Below are 19,418 nucleotides of genomic sequence, written 5' to 3'. Positions count from 1 at the left end.
CCCTTATGCCAGCGCGCGCAGCGCCTCGCCTAGATTGATCGCGCCATCGTAAAGCGCGCGACCCGAGATCGCACCCGCAATCACGCGCGTATCACGCAAAGACAGCAGATCCTGCATCGAACTGACCCCGCCCGAGGCGATGACCGGAATGTTCACGGCGCGCGCCAAGGCCTCGGTCGCGGCGATATTCGGGCCTTGCATCGCACCGTCGCGGTCAATGTCGGTATAGATGATCGCGGCAACGCCCGCGTCTTCGAACTGACGCGCCAGATCGGTTGCGTTGACGTCGGTTTCCTCGGCCCAGCCACGGGTCGCGACCTTGCCTGCACGCGCGTCGATCCCGACCGCGATCTTGCCGGGGAAGGCCAGCGCGGCCTCACGGACCAATGCGGGGTTTTCCACAGCAACCGTGCCCAGAATGACGCGGGACAGGCCACGCTCGAGCCAGCTTTCGATGGTCGCCATATCGCGAATGCCACCGCCCAGTTGCGCGGGAATGCCGATACCGGCCAGAATTGCCTCGACGGCTTCGGCATTGACAGGATGACCGGCAAAGGCCCCATTCAGATCGACCAGATGCACCCATTCAGCCCCTGCATCTTCAAAGGCCTTGGCCTGCGCTGCGGGATCGGTGCCGAAGACTGTCGCCGCGTCCATGTCACCACGCAGAAGGCGCACGCAATTACCGTCTTTGAGGTCAATGGCGGGGTATAGGATCATCGCGTCTCTCCTGTATTTCGCGCTCCTTTGCCACAGAGCGGCGCGGACGGAAAGAGGCAGGGCGAGCCTTGCCCCCTGTGGCGCAACGCCACGTCATGCTTGATCGGAAGCGGTGCCGCCTTGCAATCATTTCCGCAGGGCCATGCCCAATGGGAGGAAATCACAATGAAACTACCGGCCATTGCAGCCGCTATCGTCCTATACGCGGCTACAGTGCAGGCTGACGGGATCGACGGAACCTATCAGACCGAGCCCAATGATTACGGACAGGTGGGCCATGTCCAGTTTTTGGATTGTGGCGGCAAGCTGTGCGGCAAGCTGGTGCGCTCGTTCGACAAGGCCGGCAAGCCGATCTCCTCGCCGAATACTGGCCGCAATATCGTCGCGGATATGTCGGATCAGGGTGGCGGCAAGTTCTCGGGCGGTACGATCTGGGACCCCGGATCGGGGAAGACCTACAAATCGAAGATGCAACTTGAGGGGGATAAGCTAAATGTTTCCGGCTGCGTCGCGGTCTTCTGCAAAACCCAGACTTGGACGCGACTAAAATAGGTTAGCTCATCAAGCATTAATGGTCCGGGGGCAGCGCCCCCGGCTCCGATGCCGCTTATGGCCGCCAGCGCAGAAAGTTCGCGATGATCCGCAACCCGACATCCTGAGATTTTTCGGGATGGAATTGTGTGCCGACGATATTGTCGCGTCCGACAACCGCCGTGACCGGCCCGCCATAATCGACGGTAGCCAGCAAATGCGCGGGATCGCGGACCTGAAACTGCCAGCCATGGACGAAATAGGCGTGATCGCCGGACGAGATCCCTTCCAGAACCGGATGTGGTTGCAGGACGGTCAGGTCATTCCAGCCCATATGTGGCACTTTCAGACCGGGAGCGTCGATCGCATCGATCTCGCCACCGATCCAGCCCAGACCATCTGTGTCGCGGTATTCGTGGCCGATTTCGGCCAGCATCTGCATGCCGACGCAGATGCCCATGAAGGGCACGCCGCGTTCCAGCACGGCGGCGCGCAGAACCTCGACCATGCCGGGCACGGCATCCAACGCGGTGCGGCAGGCCGGAAAGGCACCGTCGCCGGGCAGGACGATCCGGTCGGCGGCCGCGACCTGTTCAGGGTCGCTGGTGACAAAAACCTCGGCTCCTGCCTCGCGGCCCATCAGGGCAAAGGCCTTTTCAGCCGAATGCAGGTTTCCGCTGTCGTAATCGACCAGTGCGACGCGCATCACAACGCCCCCTTGGTCGAGGGCAGCACGCCCGCCATGCGCGGATCGGGCTCGACCGCTTCGCGCAATGCACGGGCGACGGCCTTGAAGGCGGCCTCGGCGATGTGGTGCGAGTTGAACCCGTGTAGCCGGTCGACATGCAGCGTGATGCCGCCATGGGTCGAAAGGGCCTGAAAGAACTCGCGCACCAGTTCGGTGTCGAATGTCCCGATCTTCTGGGTCGGGAAATCGACGTTCCAGATCAGGAAGGGCCGCGCCGACAGGTCCAGCGCCGCGCGGATCAGGCTGTCGTCCATCGCCAGATGGAAGCTGCCATAGCGGCGGATGCCCTTTTTGTCCCCCAATGCTTTGGTCAAGGCCTGACCGATGGCGATGCCCACATCCTCGACAGTGTGGTGATCGTCGATATGCAGATCGCCCTTGGCGCGGACGGTCAGATCGATCAGCGAATGGCGGGAAAGCTGGTCCAGCATGTGATCGAAAAAGCCGACGCCCGTCCGGTTGTCGTATGTGCCGGTGCCGTCAAGGTCCAGCTCGACCACGATCTGGGTTTCGGCCGTGTCGCGGGTGATGGTTGCGCGGCGCATCTGGTTTCTCCGTTCTGGACCCCAAGCCTTATAGGCAAGCATCCTTTGACTGAAAAGTCGCAGCAGGACTAGGATGCAATGATAACCTGTCGAAAAGCCGACCCTTTCGATGCCGGGACCGCATTCGTTCCTTGGCTGCTACGACCCAAAGAGGAAAGCGCATGACTGATCCGACCGACGGCACGTTCAAGGATTCCTCCGCAGACGCAACCTCCCCCGAGGAGGAAGCACTTCCCGCTCCCGAAGGGCCGACGGCAGTCATCGACACCGATTACGAGATCGGGCAGGACAATATCCAGGGCGAGGGCGTGATCCCCTTTGACGTCCATCATATGGTCTTCACCGTTTCTGCCGTGGCCATCGTGACCTTCACCGTGCTGACGCTTGCGCTGCAATATTTCACCGCTCACGCCCCGATCAACGGCGAGATCCAGCCCAGTGGTTCGGAGGTGTTCTTTACCGGCCTCAGGAACTGGCTGACGAACAGCCTTGACTGGTTCTTCATGCTGGCTGGCAACGTCTTTGTTGTGCTGTGCCTTGCGCTGATCGTTTCGCCCTTGGGAAGCGTGCGTTTGGGCGGGCCGCACGCGACGCCGGATTTCAGCCGCATGGGTTGGTTCGCCATGCTGTTTGCAGCGGGCATGGGCATCGGCCTGATGTTCTACGGCGTCTCCGAGCCGTTAAGCCATTACAGCGCCGCCTTTACCGGCCCTGTCATCGAGAACGGGGTCCGCATCGATTCCGCCCCTCTGAACGGCGCGCCGGGCGATGCGCTGGAAGCGCGGCGCCTTGCGATGGCCGCGACGATCTTCCACTGGGGGCTGCACCCTTGGGCAATCTACGCGGTGGTCGCACTGTCGCTGGCGCTGTTCAGCTTCAACAAGGGCCTGCCGCTGACCATGCGTTCCGTTTTCTATCCGATCTTCGGAGAGAAGGTCTGGGGCTGGCCTGGTCATGTCATCGACATCCTTGCCGTCTTCGCCACGGTGTTCGGCCTTGCGACCTCGCTGGGTTTCGGGGCCGAGCAGGCGACGGCCGGATTGCATTTCCTGTTCGGGATCGGTGACGGTACCAGCACCAAGATCATTCTGATCCTGATCATCATTGCGATTGCGACGATCAGCGTGATCTCGGGGGTCGACAAGGGCGTGCAATTGCTGTCGCAGGCCAACATGATGCTGGCGCTGCTGCTGTTGCTGTTCGTCATCCTGACCGGACCGACTGTGCAGATCCTCAAGGGCTTTTTCGGCAATCTTGGCGCCTATACCCGCGACTTTGTTCCCTTGGCCAACCCCTTCGGGCGCACGGACGATGCCTTCCGCGAGGGCTGGACGGCCTTCTACTGGGCGTGGTGGATCAGTTGGTCGCCCTTTGTCGGCATGTTCATCGCGCGGGTCTCGCGCGGTCGCACGGTCCGCGAATTCCTGCTGGCGGTGCTGATCGTGCCCTCGTTCATCTCGGTCCTGTGGATGACAGCGCTGGGCGGGACCGCGATCTCGCAGTTTCAGGCCGGCATAGATCAGGTCGCGAATGCGGCGCTGGAGTTGCAATTGTTCGAGATGCTCAGCCATCTCCCGATGCACGCCATCAGCAGTTTTGTCGGGATCGTGCTGGTGGTCGTCTTTTTCATCACCTCATGCGATTCCGGTTCGCTGGTGATCGACACCATCTGCTCGGGTGGCAAAGTCCAGTCGCCGACGCCGCAACGGATCTTCTGGTGCGGATTCGAGGGGCTGGTCGCCATCGCGCTGCTTCTGGGCGGTGGTCTGACCGCTTTGCAGGCCATGGCGGTTTCGACCGGATTGCCGTTTACGATCGTGCTTTTGGGTGCGGTTTGGGCGATAATCCGCGGATTGATCGAGGAAAGGCGCGAAATCGTAAATGCCTGAGCCCAATGCGGCGGCACAAAAACGCGAAGGAACAATGCAAATCCTTGCCTGTTCTTGTCATAAAGGCCAAGCGATGCGAAAAAGTCACAAGCGCGTGCCCTTGACCAGCTACCCCGAAAGGAATTCCGGCCGATGAAAGACGACCTGAATGCCAGCGAAAAGCGATTGATCGCGGCTTTGGACCGGATCGACAGCTTCATCGACCGGACGGCCGAACTCCGGATGGCAGTGCCGACGATCCTGCCCGACAGCGCATCGCAAAGCGCGTCTCCGGCCGAGCTTCTCGAAAGTCAGGCGCTGAACCAGCGCCTGTCCGACGAGCTTGCCGCCTTGCGGGCCAGCCACAGTTCAACGGTTGCCGGCTTCGAGGCCCGCTTGAAGGTGATGAACGAACGGCTGGCCGAAGCCGAAGATCGCGCCGTTGATCTTGTCGCCGCGAATGAGGCGCTGTCAGCGGCGAACCGCGGCCTGTTCGATACCGATCCCGCGACCTTGAGCGGCGCGACCTATCGCGCTCTCGAAGCCGAGATCGAATCGCTTCGCTCGGCGCGCAATGCCGAGCGCGGCAAGCTGGGCGAGATAGTCGATACATTGGATCGCCTGCTGGGAGTGACCGGCAGCGATGCGCCCGATCTTGCGCCGCCGCCCGAACCGGTCCGGCCCGCCGTGGTTGAAACGCCGATGCCGCTTGATACCGGCATGACGGCGGAAAGCGAGCCCGCCGAGATGAGTGACGCGACTGACGAGCAAAGGGGCTAAGACGATGGCCGAGGTCGAATTCTCGATTGGACACAAATCCTACACCCTGAGCTGCCAAGAGGGCGAAGAACGTCTGCTGAAACGTGCGGCGGGTATGCTGGATACCGAAGCGCAGGCGATTTTGTCGCAGGCGGGGCGGATGCCCGAGCCGCGGTTGCTGTTGCTTGCGGGGCTGATGCTGGCGGATCGCACCACCGCGCTCGAGGATCGCTTGGCCTCGGCGGAACGGGAAATCCACCGTCTCAAGAACAATCCACAGCGGGTCGAAGTCCCCGTGGTTCCGGCCAGCCTGTCAGAAGGCATGGCCGAACTGGCGGCCCGCGCCGAGGCGCTGGCCCAGAAGGCCGAAGACCAGCTCGTCGGGTAAGTGTCGGCTAAGCCGGATTATCGCCGCGCCTCCGTCAGGATGCGCGGCTTTTTCATGCCTGAAAGAGAAATTGATTCTCCGCAAATTCCGCTCCGGTCTGGCATTCCATTGCGCCGGGATCCTTCAAATACGACTCATCCGCTGGATATTTTCGAATTAAGCCTTTGAAAATAAGACGCAATAAAAACGATTGGTTTATTCGTCTTTTATCTTGAAATAAACGACTAACCCTGTCGTAATTGTGGCGATGAGGCTTGGACCTCGCCGGGAGAAGGAAGATCGCCATGATCCGCACGATTCGCGTGAATGACACCCAACTGGCCCATGGCCGCGTCGTCCGCCGCCATCTGGATGGCCGCGTGACAATTCAGGACGGCACCAAATCGATGACGGGTGTGCCGCTGCGTCCCAGCCTTCTGAATCGCTGCTTCGGTTTTGCTGCCCGTCGTGCAATGGCCGTGATGCTGACCGTGGGCGGGCTGACGCTGGCAGGTGGTCAGGCGCAGGCAGAAAACACGCTTCTGAACGTCAGCTACGATCCGACGCGAGAGCTTTACCGCGACGTGAACGCCGCCTTCGCCGCCAAATGGGAAGCGGACGGACATAAGGCCCCGACGATCGAAACCTCGCATGGCGGCTCGGGTGCGCAGGCCCGCTCGGTGATCGACGGGCTCAAGGCGCAAGTGGTGACGCTGGCCTTGGCCTCGGATATCGACAAGGTTGCCGAAAAGGGCCTTCTGCCCGAGGATTGGCAGTCCCGCCTGCCGCATAACTCGTCGCCCTATACCTCGACCATCGTCTTCCTTGTCCGTGAAGGGAACCCCAAGGGCATCAAGGATTGGGACGATCTGGTGAAAGAGGGCATCGAGGTCATTACCCCGAACCCGAAGACCTCGGGCGGGGCGCGCTGGAACTATCTGGCCGCTTGGGCTTGGGCCGAAAAGAACGGCAAGGACCCGAAGCAATTCGTGGCTGATATCTACAAGCATGTGCCGGTGCTGGACAGCGGTGCGCGCGGCTCGACCACGACCTTTACCCAGCGCGAGATCGGCGATGTGCTGCTGGCATGGGAAAACGAGGCCTATCTGGCGCTGAACGAACTTGGCGATGACCAGTTCGATATCGTGGTGCCCTCGGTTTCGATCCTTGCCGAACCGCCGGTCGCCGTGGTGGACAAGAACATTGCGGATGATGAGCAAAAGGCGCTGGCCGATGCTTATCTGGCTTTCCTCTATTCGCCGGAAGGGCAAGCGCTGGCCTTCAAGCACTACTACCGCGCATGGGATGAAAGCGCCGCGAACCCCGAGGACGTCAAGCGCTTCCCGAAACTGGATCTGGTGACCATCGCCGATTTCGGCGGCTGGAAGAAAGCGCAGCCCGAGCATTTCGGTGACGGCGGCGTGTTCGACCAAATCTACACGGGGATGTAATCCATGGCGCTTGCGATGTTCCGCGCGCAGAAATCCCCCATGCCGGGCTTCGGGCTCGGCATGGGGATTACCCTGACCATGCTGTCGCTGATCGTGATCCTGCCGGTCGGAGCGCTGCTGGCCCAAGGGGCAAGCTATGGTCCGGCAGGGGTCTGGTCCACGGTGAACACGCCACGGGTCTGGGCTGCGCTGTATCTTTCGTTCCGGTTGGCCTTCATTGCGGCGGTCTTCAACCTGATCTTCGGAACCCTGCTGGCATGGGTTCTGGCACGTTACGAGTTTCCCGGTCGCCGTATGGTCGATGCGGTCGTCGATCTGCCCTTTGCCTTGCCGACGGCGGTGGCGGGGATCGCGCTGACGGCTCTTTATGCGCCGAACGGCGTCTTCGGCGGGCTTGCCAAGTCGATGGGCCAGAAGATCGCCTATACCGAATGGGGTATCCTGATCGCGCTGATCTTTGTCGGCCTGCCGTTCGTCACCCGCACGGTGCAGCCGGTCATTGCCGAGATCGAGAAAGAGGTCGAAGAGGCCTCGGCCACCTTGGGGGCAGGGCGGTACTACACCCTGCGTCGGGTGATCCTGCCGATGCTTCTGCCTGCCGCGCTGACCGGTTTCGCCCTGTCGCTGGCGCGGGCGGTTGGCGAATACGGCTCGGTCATCTTCATCGCGGGCAACCTGCCGATGAAAACCGAGATCGCGCCCCTGCTGATCGTGATCAAGCTGGAAGAGTTCGACTATGACGGCGCGGCGGCCATCGGCATCGCCATGCTGCTGATCTCGTTCACGATGCTTCTGGTGATCAACCTCATCCAGATCTGGAGCCGCCGGAGGATTGGCCATGTATGACAGCACGCTCAACGAGCCTTTGCTCAGCCCCGCCGAACATGCCGCGCCGAAATGGCGTCCGGTGACCGATGAAAGCCCGCTGACCAAGCTGGTCCTGATCGCCATCGCGCTAGGCGGACTTGCGGTGCTGGTTCTGGCCCCGCTAGCCGTCGTCTTTGCCGAGGCGCTGGCCAAGGGGGCCGCTGCGGCAGTCACCTCGCTGACCAAGCCCGAGGCATGGTCGGCGATCAAGCTGACGCTGATCGTCGCGGCGGTGTCGGTTCCGGTGAACGCGGTGTTCGGCATCGCTGCCGCATGGACGATCACCAAGTTCGATTTCCGTGGCAAAGCCTTCTTGATCACGCTGATCGACCTACCGTTCTCGGTCTCGCCGGTCGTTGCGGGCCTTGCGCTGGTGCTGCTGTTCGGTGCGAACAGCGTACTTGGCGGCTGGCTGGTGGCCTCGGGCTTTCCGATTGTCTTCGCGTTGCCGGGGATCGTGCTGGCCTCGGTCTTTGTGACCTTCCCCTTTGTCGCCCGCGAACTCATCCCCGTGATGATCGAACAGGGCCGCACCGAGGAAGAAGCCGCGCTGACCCTTGGTGCCTCGGGCTGGCGGGTCTTTCTGACGGTGACCCTTCCGAATATCAAATGGGCACTGCTTTACGGCGTGCTTCTGTGCAACGCCCGCGCCATGGGCGAATTCGGCGCGGTCGCCGTCGTCTCGGGCAAGATCCGCGGCCAGACCGCGACCATGCCGATCACCATCGAGATGCTCTATAACGAATATCTCTCGGTCGCGGCCTTCAGCCTTGCCGCCCTGCTTGCGGCGCTGGCGCTGCTGACCCTTGCCCTGAAAACCATGCTGGAATGGCGCCATGCCGACCAGCTTGCCGCCACCCGCCGCCATTAATTCCGGAGCCTGATCATGCATATCGAGATCGACGAAATCGCCAAGACCTTCGGCGCGACGACCGCGTTGCATCCGGTCAGCCTGCCCATCCCTTCGGGGGCGCTGGTGGCGCTGCTGGGTCCGTCCGGCTCGGGCAAGACGACGCTGCTGCGTATCCTTGGCGGGCTGGAGTTCCCGACCTCGGGGCGGGTGCTGTTTGACGGGCAGGACGCAACCGGCCTGTCGGTGCAGGACCGCCGCGCGGGCTTCGTGTTCCAAAGCTATGCCCTGTTCAAGCACATGACCGTATTCGAGAACATCGCCTACGGTCTGCGCGCCCGCCCGCGCCGCAGCCGTCCGCCCGAGGCCGAGATCGAACGCCGCGTGACCAAGCTGCTGGAACTGATCCAGTTGCCGCAGATCGCCGGTCGCTTCCCGAACCAGTTGTCGGGCGGTCAGCGCCAACGGGTCGCTCTGGCCCGTGCCCTTGCCATCGAGCCGCGGATGCTGTTGCTCGATGAACCCTTCGGCGCGCTGGATGCCCGCGTCCGCAAGGAATTGCGCCACGGGTTGCGCGAGATCCATGACACCACCGGTCTGACCACAGTCTTCGTGACCCACGATCAGGACGAGGCGATGGAACTGGCCGATCTGGTCGTCGTCATGTCCATGGGCAAGATCGAGCAAGTTGGTCGCCCGCAGGACATCCGCGCCCGTCCTGCCACGCCTTTCGTGCGCGAGTTCATTGCGGCCTGAACCATTTCCTTGACCCCGATCCGTCCCGGCTCTATCCGGGTCGGGTCGAAAAGATTTCAGGTCGGTCAGGTTATTCCGGCCCCCGCTTGGCGGGATCTAGTCGCGCCTTGGCGCGAACCCACGGCACCAACCTTTGATGCTGGTGCTGCCGTGGTGAAGTTCTGATCGCTCGGCCACCCCTATGAGAACGAGCTATACATGGACCGGAAAACCCTTTTGATTGCCCAAGCCCTGATGACCGGCATGATGGCCTTGCTGATGTCGGGCATCATGTCACTGATCGTGCTGGGACCAACGGCCGAATGGCTGCACGGCTGGCCCCATCAGTTTCTGATCGCATGGCCCATCGCCTTTGCCCTGACACTCGGCGTCAGCCGTATCGCGTTTCCGCTTGCGGCACGACTGAGTCGTTTGCTCGGCTGATTTCGTTTCGGCGGGTTCACCTGATCGCATAGGCTGCTTTTCAAACGATGCGGAGCAGCCCGTGGACGCCTTTCCCCATCTCAAGATCCTGATCAGCCTGGTTCTGGGCCTTGCGATCACCCGTGTCCTGTCGGGCCTGTCGCGCCGCCTTCAACAACCTGTCCGAACCGAAGGGATGTTCGCCCAGATTGTCTGGTCCGTTGTCCTGCTGCTGGGCGCGGTGCATTTCTGGTGGTGGGAGTTCGCCCTGCGCAATGTCGGGGCATGGCATTTCGGGGTCTATGTCTTCGTTCTGTCCTACGCCTCGCTGCATTTCCTGATGGCGACGCTGCTTTATCCCGATGCCGTGCCGGACCATGCCGAAAGCGAACAGTTCTTCATGCGGCGCAGGGCAGGGTTCTTCGGTCTCTTCGCACTGTCCTTTGCCTTCGACCTGATCGACACATTGATGAAGGGCAGTGATCACCTGTGGGCATTGGGGCCGGAATACCCGTTGCGGCTGGCGCTGGGCGTGCTGGCCGCCTTGCTGGCATGGCGTGCGCGCGACATGCGGCGGGTCGGGATGATCGGGCTTCTGTGGCTGGTCTATGACCTCGTCTGGATCATCCGCCGCTATGACGGATTGGATTGATCCCGCGCGGCAACCTTTCCGCTTGCAGTTCCCACACTCTCGACTCTAGGGTCTTGATTCTGCGCGAAGGGGGGCACTCCGCCATGACGCAGCCGATAACTTCCGTCCCCGACAGGAAGGCGATTTTTGGCACGAGGACGTTTGCGACCCTTGCGCCTTGGCTTGCCATGGCTATAACCCCGATCGATTTATCAGCCGCCAGCCCGAGGATGCCGTCATGCCGAAAAGAACCGATATCAAATCCATCCTGATCATCGGCGCCGGACCCATCGTCATCGGTCAGGCCTGCGAGTTCGACTATTCCGGCGCACAGGCCTGCAAGGCGCTCCGCGAAGAAGGCTATCGGGTCATTCTGGTCAACTCGAACCCCGCGACAATCATGACCGATCCGGAAATGGCCGACGCGACCTATATCGAGCCGATCACCCCCGAGATCGTTGAAAAGATCATCGCCAAGGAACGCCCCGACGCGCTGCTGCCGACCATGGGCGGCCAGACTGGTCTGAACACCGCGCTGGCTCTGGCCGATATGGGCGTCTTGAACCGCTATGGCGTCGAGCTGATCGGCGCGCAGCGCGCCGCCATCGAAATGGCCGAAGACCGCAAGCTGTTCCGCGAGGCCATGGACCGCATCGGGCTGGAAAACCCGCGCGCGACCATCGTTTCCGCGCCGAAGCTCGCCAACGGCAAATATGACATCAAGGCCGGCATCGCGCAGGCCCTGACCGATCTGGAAGAGATCGGCCTGCCCGCGATCATCCGCCCCGCCTTTACCCTTGGCGGCACCGGCGGCGGCGTCGCCTATAACCGTGACGACTATGAGCGCATCGTGCGCTCGGGTCTGGAAGCCTCGCCCGTCGCGCAGGTTCTGGTCGATGAATCGCTGCTCGGCTGGAAGGAATACGAATTCGAGGTCGTCCGCGACCGTGCCGACAACGCCATCATCGTCTGCTCGATCGAGAACGTCGATCCGATGGGCGTGCATACCGGCGACTCGATCACCGTCGCGCCCGCGCTGACCCTGACCGACCGCGAATATCAGGACATGCGGAACGGCTCGATCGCCGTGCTGCGCGAAATCGGCGTCGAAACCGGCGGCTCGAACGTGCAATGGGCGGTGAACCCGAAGGACGGCCGCATGGTCGTCATCGAGATGAACCCGCGCGTCTCGCGCTCTTCGGCGCTGGCTTCGAAAGCGACCGGCTTCCCGATCGCCAAGATCGCCGCGAAACTGGCCGTCGGCTACACTCTGGACGAACTCGACAACGACATCACCAAAGTCACCCCGGCGTCCTTCGAGCCCTCGATCGACTATGTCGTGACCAAGATCCCGCGCTTCGCCTTCGAGAAATTCCCGGGCTCGAAGCCGGAACTGACCACCGCGATGAAATCCGTGGGCGAGGTCATGGCCATTGGCCGCACCTTCCACGAATCGCTGCAAAAAGCCCTGACCTCGATGGAGAACGGCCTGACCGGCCTCGACGAGATCGAGATCCCCGGCGCGCCCGAGAAATCCGCCGTCATCAAGGCGATCAGCGCTCAGACTCCCGACCGCCTGCGCCTGATCGCGCAAGCCATGCGCGAGGGGCTGACCGACGACGAGATCCAGCACGCCACGGCGTTTGATCCGTGGTTCCTGTCGCGCCTGCGCGAGATCGTGGATGCCGAGAACGAGGTTCGCGCGAACGGCCTGCCCAAGGATCTGGACGCGCTGCGCAAGCTCAAGATGATGGGCTTCACCGATGCGCGTCTGGCGACCCTTTCGGCCCAGTCGGAAGCCGCCGTGCGCAAATCGCGCCGCGCCCATGACCTGCATCCGGTCTTCAAGCGCATCGACACCTGCGCCGCCGAGTTCGAGGCCCAGACCCCCTATATGTACTCGACCTACGAAGCCCCCGCGATGGGCGACGTGGAAAACGAAGCCCGCCCCTCCGACCGCAAAAAGGTCGTGATCCTTGGCGGCGGCCCGAACCGCATCGGTCAGGGCATCGAGTTCGACTATTGCTGCTGCCACGCCTGTTTCTCGCTGACGAAAGCCGGCTACGAAACGATCATGATCAACTGCAACCCCGAGACCGTGTCGACCGATTACGACACCTCGGACCGCCTGTATTTCGAGCCGCTGACCCTTGAGCATGTCCTTGAAATCCTGCGTATCGAGCAGGAAAATGGCACGCTGCACGGCGTCATCGTCCAGTTCGGCGGCCAGACCCCGCTGAAACTGGCCAATGCGCTGGAAGAGGAAGGCATCCCGATCCTCGGCACCACGCCGGACGCGATCGACTTGGCCGAAGACCGCGAGCGTTTCCAGAAGCTGCTGAACGATCTCGGCCTGAAGCAGCCGATCAACGGCATCGCCTCGACCGACGCGCAAGCGATCGAGATCGCGGGCCGCATCGGCTTCCCGCTGGTCATCCGCCCCTCCTATGTTCTGGGCGGCCGCGCGATGGAGATCGTGCGCGACATGGACCAGCTGCACCGCTACATCCGCGAGGCAGTGAAGGTCTCGGGCGACAGCCCCGTCCTGCTCGACAGCTACCTCTCGGGCGCGATCGAGGTTGACGTCGACGCCCTCTCGGACGGCAAGAACGTCCATGTCGCGGGCATCATGGAGCATATCGAGGAAGCTGGCGTCCACTCGGGCGACTCGGCCTGCTCGTTGCCGCCCCACACGCTGGACCCGGCCATCATCGCCGAGATCAAGGTGCAGACCGTGGCCATGGCCAAGGCGCTGAACGTCGTCGGCCTGATGAACGTGCAATTCGCGATCAAGGACGGCGTGATCTACGTCCTCGAGGTGAACCCGCGCGCCTCGCGCACCGTGCCCTTCGTCGCCAAAGCCACCGACAGCGCCATCGCCTCGATCGCCGCACGCCTGATGGCGGGCGAGCCGATGTCGAACTTCCCCGCGCGTGAGGCCTATCCGGCCAATGTCGGCCCGGAAACCGCGCTGCCCTTCGCCGACCCGCTGACGCTGGCCGATCCGAACACGCCCTGGTACTCGGTCAAAGAGGCCGTTCTGCCCTTCGCCCGCTTCCCCGGCGTCGACACGATCCTCGGCCCGGAAATGCGCTCGACCGGCGAAGTCATGGGCTGGGACCGCACCTTCGCCCGCGCCTTCCTCAAGTCGCAAATGGGTGCCGGCACGCAACTGCCGGAAAGCGGTCTGGTCTTCGTTTCGGTCAAGGATGCCGACAAGTCCGAGGCCTTCGCCACCGCCGCCCGTGACCTGACCGAGATGGGCTTCCGCCTGCTCTCGACCCGTGGCACGGCCGAGTTCCTGAAAGCGGCAGGCGTCGAGACCGAGACCGTGAACAAGGTCTTCGAGGGCCGCCCGAACATCGTCGACCGCCTGAAGGACGGCGAGATCGTGATGGTCCTGAACACGACCGAAGGTGCGCAAGCCATCGCCGACTCGCGCGAAATCCGCGCCGTCGCCCTGAACGACAAGATTCCCTATTACACCACCGCCGCAGGCAGCATCGCGGCAGTGGCGGCGATCAAGTCGCGTGGCGAAGGTGAGGTCGGGGTGCGTTCGCTGCAGGCGTGATGCCCGTAGACCGATCCTAGGAACAACTGAAGGGGCCTCTCGCTTGAGAGGCCCTTTATCTTTCAGTGTGCTGATGAAGGTTTTTTGTCTTCGAGTTCTGACGCTCGATTTGTCGAAAAGGCGAGCATCCCTGTATTTACCTGCATTCCGGATTTCTATTCTTGGTCACGTTGCATGATCCCGGAAACGGCGGCAGCGAATACCAGAACGATCATCCAGCCGAGTGCTTGAAGCACCCACCGTCCCCACCATAATCCCCGTCCCCATGGACCGCGGTCTTTCGACGGTGCCCACGCAGACGTTTGCCCAAGGTCAAGTACCGGCACAACCAGATCGAGAGCGTAACCCAATGACGAGAATGACTCCCAGTCCATGCCCGGTTTCCCCACGCGCGACCACGTATCCGCTGGATTGGCGACGCACTCCGATTTGGCTGCTTCCCCAATCTCAGGAATACAGTCCTCCAGAAGCAGATTTTGCCAAGCGGACGATGTGAGGACCACGTCGGAATTCGGAGCAAAAGAGCCCTCGCTCCAAGTAAATTGTGCAACGCAAGAAGCGACCAACCACAGGATAAATGCGCTGATTAGTGTTTGAAATGGACGGTAGCCGAAGGCTGCGATCCCATCGAACAGCTTGTCGCCGATCCAATGAATGCCCGCATTGAGAATTTGCCATTGCCTGTGTGCCGCTGGCCAACGTGTGTCATCACGTGCAATTAACAGGTCTTGCCGTGCTTGTGAACGCAACCTTCGCTCACGCCAAATCAGCACTTTACGTGCTTCGGTATCATGACCCATTGCGCGTAAGACCTTTGCAAGCTGCGTATACGGTTGCGGGAAAAACCTATCATCCTGCGTTGAACCCGTCTCTAACCATGACCTGCGTGCAGTGGCGGTTGTTGGAGCCGCCTTGCCAGCAATGCGTTCGTAGTGTAGCCCGTTCAGAACAAGTGAATGCCTTTCAAGCGGCCACTGCCCATCATCGGTGAGAATTTCGAAACGCGCGCCGTTGAGCGTTAACTTACCCTCAAGAATCGACAGCTTGCGGATGTACAAGATCCTAGCTTGTGTGGACTGCAAGTTTAGTGCGACTTTCTCATAATCTTTTTCGGCGTGAAATTCGGCTTCAGTTATTCCCAACATCCCACCGATTTTTGCGGCTGACAACGTGACCCTACCTTTGGCCGTGATGTTCCTAAGAAATACGGATTGGCGGACTTTCATCGAGTCGGCGTTTAACGCGGCGTTCGCGTCGCTGCTTGCAGAGTTGAAACTCGCGCCCGTGCACTCGAGTTGGCCCCCGATCTCAGCTCCGTTAAGTCTGACCACTCCGGTAATTCTGACGCGGCTTAGGAACAGGGATGCTCCGATACTGGCGTTTGAAAAATTCAGGGCTTCGCGGCCTACGCAAGTAATTTTTGCATCGGAGCAAGCAAGCCTCCCTCTGACTGTGGCGCCGCGCAGATCAACCGTTCTCGCTGACACAATTTTAGAAAGGTGGAAGCTGCCTTCGACACACATATGAGTTGCAAGCAGGCCTGCTCTCAAATCGCTGCCGATCAAATCAAACTGGGCGAGCCTTGCATTGCTGAAATTCGGACGCTCCGCAAAAGTGCAATTTTGGAGCAATACCTGTCCTCGAACGGTACAAAACGATAGGTCAAGCTTCCCGTCCACCCACGCGCCTGCAAGTTGAACGCCGCTCTCGTGCAGTCCGCACGCCGGCGTCGCGCCCAGGATCAGCATGCGTAAGAAATTAGCGCGGATACGGTTGTCGGGTGTTTTCTCGGTGGGGGCCTTTATGCCAATTGCGCAAGGCCGTCCTTTGCGTACGGCTTCGATTAGTCGAACTTCTGCCGCAGTTAATTTGTCAGCGCCCGTCAGGGCTTCCCACTCCACGATACTGCGCATTCCGTAATGTCCCCAATCGCACGTTTCGGGCTGTGGCGTAATGCGCTGCCGATTGGCTGGTCAATTAAATTTATTAAATAAATACAAACTGTTGCGCGTTTGCTCTTTGTTGGTTTGTCTACCGGATTGTGAAGGCATGATCCAGTTGGCGATAGGTCAAGGGCCACTATAGTTTGCCCTAAACCTCACCCCTTCCGCCCATCCAACTCCACCCGCCGCACGACCGAGGCCACACGTTCCTCGCCCAGCGGCACACCCGGCTCGTCCCAGTTCATGGCCTCATCACCCAGAACCTCGTCCTCCAGCCGTTGCAAATCGCCCCAGCGCGGGCGGGGGCCGTCCAGCCCTTCCTCGACCCGGTGCTTCATGTAATCCATCGTCTCGGCCCCCCGGATCAACCCCGCCAGCCGCGCATGGACCCAGACCGACAGCACCCGGTTCATCCGAGGCTGCCAATCCGCCCCGGTCGAGCGAAAGAACCGCACGATCTCGTCATCCAACCGGATTGTCACACGGGTCTTTTTCCGCTCACCCTTGTCACGTGCAATCTCGTGCCATTCCTCGGGGATACGCAGATCGGCCATCAGCCGCTGATGCAGATCCCATTCCAGCATCCGCATGGCATCCGCCATGTAGTGGTAATTCACCCGCCGCTGTACTTCCGCCTTGCTAACCATCACACACATCCGCCCCAAACCCGTCGACATCATCCGACAATCTTGGTTAACCACCCCTGAACGCGGAGTGCGTTGCCGGTGTACGCGCGGTGTACAGGTTGTGTACGCGCGGGGGACGGGCTGTGCGGGCAAAGGGAAAGGGCGCGGGTGTCTCCGGCCCGCGCCCTCCCTCACCACCCTGACGCACCCCACCACAAGCACGAAAGAGCGGGTGTCTCTCAACCGCAATACGGCGGTTGTCGCGCGGCGCATATTCGCACAAAAGCATGCGCCGCGCTTCAGATTTTAGCAAATACATGATGTAAAATGGAATAATTCGGACCTGCCAGAATCGTCAGGTCGGAATTCGGCATGGGGTTTGCGGTATTTCCCGTTGCCTGATCTTCCGGACCCGTTTATCGCAGCCAAAAAAGGGGCAGAACCATGAGCTTCAACACCTTCGGCCGCGTTTTCACCTTCACCACCTGGGGCGAAAGCCACGGCCCCGCCTTGGGTGCTACGGTTGATGGCTGCCCCCCTGGAATCCCGCTAGAGGCGAGTTTTATCCAGCAATTTCTGGACCGGCGTCGTCCGGGAACCTCGAAATTCACCACCCAACGGCAAGAGCCAGATCAGGTCCGAATCCTCTCAGGTGTATTCGAGGGCAAGACCACAGGCACGCCGATCCAGCTGATGATCGAGAATACCGACCAGCGCAGCAAGGATTATGGCGACATTGCCCAAGCGTTCCGGCCGGGTCATGCCGATATTGCCTATCACCTGAAATACGGCATTCGCGACTATCGCGGCGGTGGGCGCTCCAGCGCGAGAGAGACTGCGGCGCGGGTCGCGGCGGGCGGTGTCGCGCAGGCGGTTCTGCGGGAATTGGTCCCCGATCTGAAAATCACCGGTTACATGGTCCAGATGGGGGCGTTGCATCTGGACCGCACGAAATTCGATGCGGCCGAGATCCCGAACAATCCGTTTTTCCTGCCCGACGCCTCGGCGGTTCCGGCATGGGAGGACTATCTGAACGCAATCCGTAAGGACCAGAACAGCGTCGGTGCGGCGCTTGAGGTGTTGATTCAGGGCTGTCCTGCGGGACTGGGCGCCCCGATCTATGCCAAGCTTGATACCGACCTTGCCGCCGCGATGATGTCGATCAATGCCGTGAAGGGCGTCGAGATCGGCGAGGGGATGGCTGCGGCTGCTTTGACGGGCACCGAGAACGCCGATGAAATCCGTATGGGGAATGAGGGGCCACGGTTCCTGTCAAACCATGCTGGCGGAATTCTGGGCGGAATTTCAACGGGTCAGGATATTTCCGTGCGCTTCTCGGTCAAGCCGACCAGTTCGATCCTGACGCCGCGCCAGACGATCAACCAGAAGGGCGAAGAGATCGAACTGATTACCAAGGGCCGCCATGATCCCTGCGTCGGCATCCGCGCCGTTCCGATCGCCGAGGCGATGGCGGCTTGCGTCATACTGGACCACCTTTTGCTGGATCGCGCCCAGACGGGTGGTCAACGCGGCCGGATCGGATAAGGGTTCTCCACAGGAATCTTGCTGTCCGGCCCGACTCCGTGGCATTGTCATCATACTGTTACACTTCCTTCGCATAAGCGTCGCATCACGACACTAAGGGATCGGGCAGGCCGATCCCGGCCATCAGGAAATGTTCAGGAGTGATCCTATGAAATCCGCGAAACTCGCCGTGTCGGCCCTTGCGATGATCGCCGCTTCGGCGACCGTCGCCTCTGCCCGTGACCAGATCCAGGTTTCTGGTTCGTCGACCGTGCTGCCCTATGCCACCATCGTTGCCGAGGCCTTTGGTGAGAACACGGACTTCCCTACTCCGGTCGTGGAATCGGGCGGTTCCTCGGCTGGTCTGAAGAAATTCTGTGAAGGCGTCGGCGAGAACACCATCGACATCGCCAACTCGTCGCGTCCGATCAAATCGTCGGAAGTCGAGGCCTGTAAAACCGCTGGCGTGGCCGACATCATGGAAGTCCGCATCGGTTATGACGGGATCGTTTTCGCCAGCGACATCGCAGGCAATGACTTCCAGTACACCGCTGCCGACTGGTTCAACGCTCTGGCCGCCAAGGTCGTGAAAGACGGCAAGGTCGTCGACAACACCGCGACCAAGTGGAACGAGATCCGCGCCGATCTGCCGGATCAAGAAATCCTGGCCTTCGTTCCCGGCACAAAGCACGGCACCCGCGAAGTTTTCGAAGAGAAAGTGATCGCAGCCGGTTGCGAGGAATCGGGCGCTGCCGAAGCCTTCAAGGCCGAACTGGGCGAAGAAGCCGCCGAGGAAGCCTGCATGGCGCTGCGCACCGATGGCAAATCTGTCGATATTGACGGCGACTACACCGAAACCCTGGCCCGCATCCAGTCGGCCAAGAACGGTATCGGCGTCTTCGGTCTGTCCTTCTATGAAAACAACACCGACAAGCTGAAAGTCGGCACCTTTGCTGGCGTCACGCCCTCGACCGAAACCATCGCCAAAGGCGAATATCCGGTTTCGCGCCCGCTGTTCTTCTATGTGAAGAAAGCCCATATCGGCGAAATCCAGGGCCTGAAAGAATTCGTCGAATTCTTCGTCTCGGATGAGCTGGCCGGTCCGGAAGGCCCGCTGGCAGCTTACGGTCTGGTTTCGGACCCCGAGCTTGCAGCGACCCAAGCGGCTGTCGCAAGCGAAACGACCCTGACCAACTAAGTTCCGATCGGCGCGGAGGTAGTCCTCCGCGCCGCTTTCCTCATCCCGTAATCCGAGGCTC

18 protein-coding genes are annotated in these 19,418 nt (G+C 61.1%); 13 read left to right on the top strand and 5 right to left on the bottom strand.

Annotated elements, in window-relative coordinates; genetic code table 11:
- Window positions 1-3: 3 nt before the first annotated feature.
- The gene (gene hisA, locus GL286_RS12915) at window positions 4-720 is read right to left on the bottom strand and encodes a 1-(5-phosphoribosyl)-5-[(5-phosphoribosylamino)methylideneamino]imidazole-4-carboxamide isomerase (protein WP_155095985.1); all 717 of its coding nucleotides are present in this window, start codon (window positions 718-720) and stop codon (window positions 4-6) included.
- A 165-nt stretch (window positions 721-885) separates the two neighbouring features.
- Here hisA and GL286_RS12910 point away from each other — a divergent pair, with 165 nt between their 5' ends.
- Window positions 886-1,272, top strand: a complete 387-nt coding sequence (locus GL286_RS12910; RefSeq protein WP_155095984.1) for a DUF2147 domain-containing protein — start codon at window positions 886-888, stop codon at window positions 1,270-1,272.
- A gap of 55 nt (window positions 1,273-1,327) precedes the next feature.
- Here GL286_RS12910 and hisH read toward each other — a convergent pair whose 3' ends face one another.
- Complete coding sequence (gene hisH, locus GL286_RS12905) at window positions 1,328-1,957, bottom strand: imidazole glycerol phosphate synthase subunit HisH (RefSeq protein WP_155095983.1); 630 nt, start codon at window positions 1,955-1,957, stop codon at window positions 1,328-1,330.
- Window positions 1,957-2,544 (bottom strand): imidazoleglycerol-phosphate dehydratase HisB, encoded by a 588-nt coding sequence (hisB, locus tag GL286_RS12900; RefSeq protein ID WP_155095982.1) that lies wholly within the window; start codon window positions 2,542-2,544, stop codon window positions 1,957-1,959. The genes hisH and hisB overlap by 1 nt, the downstream gene beginning before the upstream one ends.
- A 161-nt stretch (window positions 2,545-2,705) precedes the next feature.
- Here hisB and GL286_RS12895 point away from each other — a divergent pair, with 161 nt between their 5' ends.
- The 10 genes from GL286_RS12895 (at window position 2,706) to carB (ending at window position 14,066) form a co-directional block, all read left to right on the top strand.
- Complete coding sequence (locus GL286_RS12895; RefSeq protein ID WP_155095981.1) at window positions 2,706-4,433, top strand: BCCT family transporter; 1,728 nt, start codon at window positions 2,706-2,708, stop codon at window positions 4,431-4,433.
- Between the two features lie 132 nt (window positions 4,434-4,565).
- Entirely contained in the window at window positions 4,566-5,192 is a 627-nt protein-coding gene (locus GL286_RS12890; RefSeq protein WP_211596334.1) for a hypothetical protein, read from the top strand.
- Window positions 5,193-5,196: 4 nt separating this feature from the next.
- Window positions 5,197-5,559 (top strand): cell division protein ZapA, encoded by a 363-nt coding sequence (locus GL286_RS12885; protein ID WP_155095980.1) that lies wholly within the window; start codon window positions 5,197-5,199, stop codon window positions 5,557-5,559.
- A gap of 452 nt (window positions 5,560-6,011) precedes the next feature.
- Window positions 6,012-6,989: a sulfate ABC transporter substrate-binding protein gene (locus GL286_RS12880; protein WP_155096090.1), complete on the top strand. Its 978-nt coding sequence runs from the start codon at window positions 6,012-6,014 to the stop codon at window positions 6,987-6,989.
- Window positions 6,990-6,992: 3 nt separating this feature from the next.
- On the top strand, window positions 6,993-7,835 hold the full coding sequence (gene cysT, locus GL286_RS12875) for a sulfate ABC transporter permease subunit CysT (RefSeq protein ID WP_155095979.1): 843 nt from the start codon (window positions 6,993-6,995) through the stop codon (window positions 7,833-7,835).
- Window positions 7,828-8,727 carry a sulfate ABC transporter permease subunit CysW gene (cysW, locus tag GL286_RS12870; protein ID WP_155095978.1) on the top strand — a complete coding sequence of 300 codons (900 nt, stop codon included), beginning with the start codon at window positions 7,828-7,830 and terminating at the stop codon, window positions 8,725-8,727. The genes cysT and cysW overlap by 8 nt, the downstream gene beginning before the upstream one ends.
- A gap of 15 nt (window positions 8,728-8,742) precedes the next feature.
- Window positions 8,743-9,462: a sulfate/molybdate ABC transporter ATP-binding protein gene (locus GL286_RS12865; protein WP_155095977.1), complete on the top strand. Its 720-nt coding sequence runs from the start codon at window positions 8,743-8,745 to the stop codon at window positions 9,460-9,462.
- A gap of 198 nt (window positions 9,463-9,660) precedes the next feature.
- Entirely contained in the window at window positions 9,661-9,885 is a 225-nt protein-coding gene (locus GL286_RS12860) for a DUF2798 domain-containing protein (protein ID WP_155095976.1), read from the top strand.
- 61 nt (window positions 9,886-9,946) lie between these two features.
- Window positions 9,947-10,516 (top strand): hypothetical protein, encoded by a 570-nt coding sequence (locus GL286_RS12855; RefSeq protein ID WP_170295175.1) that lies wholly within the window; start codon window positions 9,947-9,949, stop codon window positions 10,514-10,516.
- A gap of 217 nt (window positions 10,517-10,733) precedes the next feature.
- Window positions 10,734-14,066, top strand: a complete 3,333-nt coding sequence (gene carB / locus GL286_RS12850) for a carbamoyl-phosphate synthase large subunit (RefSeq protein WP_155095975.1) — start codon at window positions 10,734-10,736, stop codon at window positions 14,064-14,066.
- 155 nt (window positions 14,067-14,221) lie between these two features.
- Here carB and GL286_RS12845 read toward each other — a convergent pair whose 3' ends face one another.
- Window positions 14,222-15,979, bottom strand: a complete 1,758-nt coding sequence (locus tag GL286_RS12845) for a hypothetical protein (protein WP_155095974.1) — start codon at window positions 15,977-15,979, stop codon at window positions 14,222-14,224.
- 185 nt (window positions 15,980-16,164) lie between these two features.
- Complete coding sequence (locus tag GL286_RS12840) at window positions 16,165-16,656, bottom strand: BrnA antitoxin family protein (protein WP_170295174.1); 492 nt, start codon at window positions 16,654-16,656, stop codon at window positions 16,165-16,167.
- A gap of 423 nt (window positions 16,657-17,079) precedes the next feature.
- On the opposite strand from GL286_RS12840, the gene aroC reads away from it, so the two are divergent.
- Together aroC and GL286_RS12830 are read left to right on the top strand one after the other, a co-directional pair.
- Complete coding sequence (gene aroC, locus GL286_RS12835) at window positions 17,080-18,180, top strand: chorismate synthase (RefSeq protein ID WP_155095972.1); 1,101 nt, start codon at window positions 17,080-17,082, stop codon at window positions 18,178-18,180.
- Window positions 18,181-18,328: 148 nt separating this feature from the next.
- Window positions 18,329-19,357 (top strand): substrate-binding domain-containing protein, encoded by a 1,029-nt coding sequence (locus GL286_RS12830; protein ID WP_155095971.1) that lies wholly within the window; start codon window positions 18,329-18,331, stop codon window positions 19,355-19,357.
- The last annotated feature ends 61 nt before the right edge of the window (window positions 19,358-19,418 follow it).

Origin of the sequence: Paracoccus aestuariivivens (genome assembly GCF_009711225.1) — a bacterium.
In the GTDB taxonomy this organism is placed as follows: domain Bacteria; phylum Pseudomonadota; class Alphaproteobacteria; order Rhodobacterales; family Rhodobacteraceae; genus Paracoccus; species Paracoccus aestuariivivens.
The sequence above is the reverse complement of the archived record's forward strand: the minus strand, read 5'-3'. Positions and strand labels throughout refer to the sequence as shown.